General features: G+C 68.1%; 3 protein-coding genes. 2 read left to right on the forward strand and 1 reads right to left on the reverse strand.

Features of this window, described 5'->3' with window-relative positions:
• Both AC1DU6_RS28245 and AC1DU6_RS28250 read left to right on the forward strand, forming a co-directional pair.
• A partial coding sequence (locus AC1DU6_RS28245) for a thiamine phosphate synthase (protein WP_477861177.1) occupies window positions 1–990 on the forward strand: 990 nt, incomplete at its 5' end.
• A gap of 127 nt (window positions 991–1117) precedes the next feature.
• The gene (locus tag AC1DU6_RS28250; RefSeq protein WP_477861179.1) at window positions 1118–1630 is read left to right on the forward strand and encodes a PEP-CTERM sorting domain-containing protein; all 513 of its coding nucleotides are present in this window, start codon (window positions 1118–1120) and stop codon (window positions 1628–1630) included.
• 11 nt (window positions 1631–1641) lie between these two features.
• Here AC1DU6_RS28250 and AC1DU6_RS28255 read toward each other — a convergent pair.
• Window positions 1642–2242: substrate binding domain-containing protein (locus AC1DU6_RS28255; RefSeq protein WP_477861181.1), on the reverse strand; the 601-nt coding region annotated here is incomplete at its 5' end.

Genomic DNA, 2242 nt, shown 5'->3' on the forward strand with positions numbered 1-2242 from the left:
GCCGAGCATGCAACCGGCTGGCTGGCCCTGCCGCGCCGCGCTGCCGGCAACAACCACGGTACTGGCTGCACCTTCGCGACCGCCCTGGCTGCGGCGTCGGCCCGAGGTTTCGTCGCTGCCGATGGGGCCGTCATCGCCAAGATGCTGACGACCTCCGGCCTGCGTGCCGACATGCAGTCGCCTGGCGCTGGCGCGGGGCCGGTGCGGCCTGAGCCGGGTTTCATCAGCGATGCCAGCCTGTTGCCCGCGCTGTTCGACGACGAGGCACCACCCGAGGCCTGGCCGACAGCGTGCCGCGGGGCACCGGCCCTTGAAGGGGTCTACGCCATCACCGACAGTGGCGCCCATGCCGCCTGCCTTTTTGAGGGCGGCCTGCAAGCCGTTCAATTGCGGGTCAAGCGAGCCCCGGGCGAGGCTGACTCCGCCTGGACAGCCCGCTTGCGCGCTGAAATCAAGGCCGCGCGGCACCCGGGTGCCGTCCTCATCGTCAACGACCACTGGCGCGAAGCACTGGCCTCGGGCGTCGACTTCATCCATCTCGGCCAGGAAGATCTGCTGGCGCTTTCCGCTGCCGATCGACGTGACCTCGCCGAGGCGCGGGCTCGTGGCCTGCGCCTGGGCCTGAGCTCGCACAGCCTGTGGGAGCTGGCCCGCGCCGTGGCCTGGTCGCCCGACTACATCGCCTGCGGTCCCGTCTGGCCAACGCTGACCAAGGCCATGCCGTGGCGAGCGCAAGGGCTTCACAACCTGGCCTGGTGGGTGGCCATGGCGCCGGCACCGGTGGTCGGCATTGGCGGCGTGCTGGAGCTGCAGCAACTGGCCGAGATCGCCGCCAGTGGCGCTCGTGCCGGCTGCGTCGTGCGCGGTCTGGCGCCAGGGGYAATTCACTCGCCGCAGACCTGGCAGCAAGCCTGGCGCAGCGGCTGTGAAGGGGTGGCTGTCAAAGCTCCGGCCTGGCCGRCGCCCAGCCTGCCCGTCAAGCCCCATTGAGGTGGCCCACCCCCATTTCAGTGTCGGTGGGCTTTACAGCGCCTGTTACAAAAAGGACGCGGTTCATAGGAGAAACCATCATTGGCCTGAAGCTTGCTTAAAACTGTTGAATCGCCTGGAGAACAAGATGAATTTCCGTACCGTCATTGCCGGTGTTGCCCTCGCAGCGTCTGCTTTGGTTGCCCATGCCGCACCCGTCCTGATCATGCAGGGTGTTGGTGGCGTGGATCTGAACAACCTGCTCATCGGYCARACCTTCCAGGTCGAAGTGATCGTCCAAGGCGGTTCGGCCGGCGAGGTGGATGCCGGTGGTTCCGGCGGCGGTGCGTTCACTGCCGATGGCTCGCCCGCGCTGAACCTGACAAACATCGTCATCGGAACCCTGGGTAATGGTGTGGAGTGGAATCTTGACCCGTCGCTGTTCATCATCGATTACACGGCCGTTGCCGCGGGTTCCGGTTTCATCGCCACCAATTCCCAGTGCCTGAATTCCAACCTTCAGAACTACGGCTGCGGCTTCACCAGCGGCCCGCTGAATTTCACAGTGCGTGACCCGAACCGCCTGCCCGAGCCCGCCAGCCTGGCCCTGACCGGTCTTGCATTGCTCGGCCTGGGCGCCATCCGCCGCCGCGCCCAATGAACGTCGCGGCCTCAGCGCCGCACTTCGCTTCCATCCAGGGCCCCACAGTGGGCCCTGATGCTTTCTGCGAGCCGCCGCAGGGCCGGCGTCAGGCGGTGCCGCCCGACCGCCATCCAGTGAAGCGGCGCGGGCTCGCCGAGCCATTCCGGCAGCAGCGCCACCAGCCGCCCGGCCGCCAGGTCGGCGGCCACGTCGAGGCGGCTCTTGTAGGCGATGCCCAGCCCGGCCACGGCCCATTCGCGCACCAGGCCGCCGTCGTCCACGGTGCGGTCCCCACTGACCTCGACCGCGCAAGCCTCACCATCGGGTGACGTGAAGCGCCAGCGGCCGTGCAGGCTGTCGCCGAGCACCCAGCGCAGGCAGTTGTGGCCACGCAGGTCAGCGGGCGTCGCCGGTTGCCCGTGGCGAGCGACATAGGCCGGGCTGGCGCACAGCACGCGACGGTTGTCCGGCGCCAAGGGCAGGGCGATGAGACTGGAGTCCGGCGGCTCGCCATAGCGCACGGCGTAGTCGACGGGCTCCTGCACAAGATCGGCCACCCGGTCGCTGAGTCGCAACTCCAGTTGCAACGCCGAGCTGCCATCGCTGGCAATGAAATCCTCGATCCAGTGC

The organism is Roseateles sp. P5_B10, from assembly GCF_056400485.1.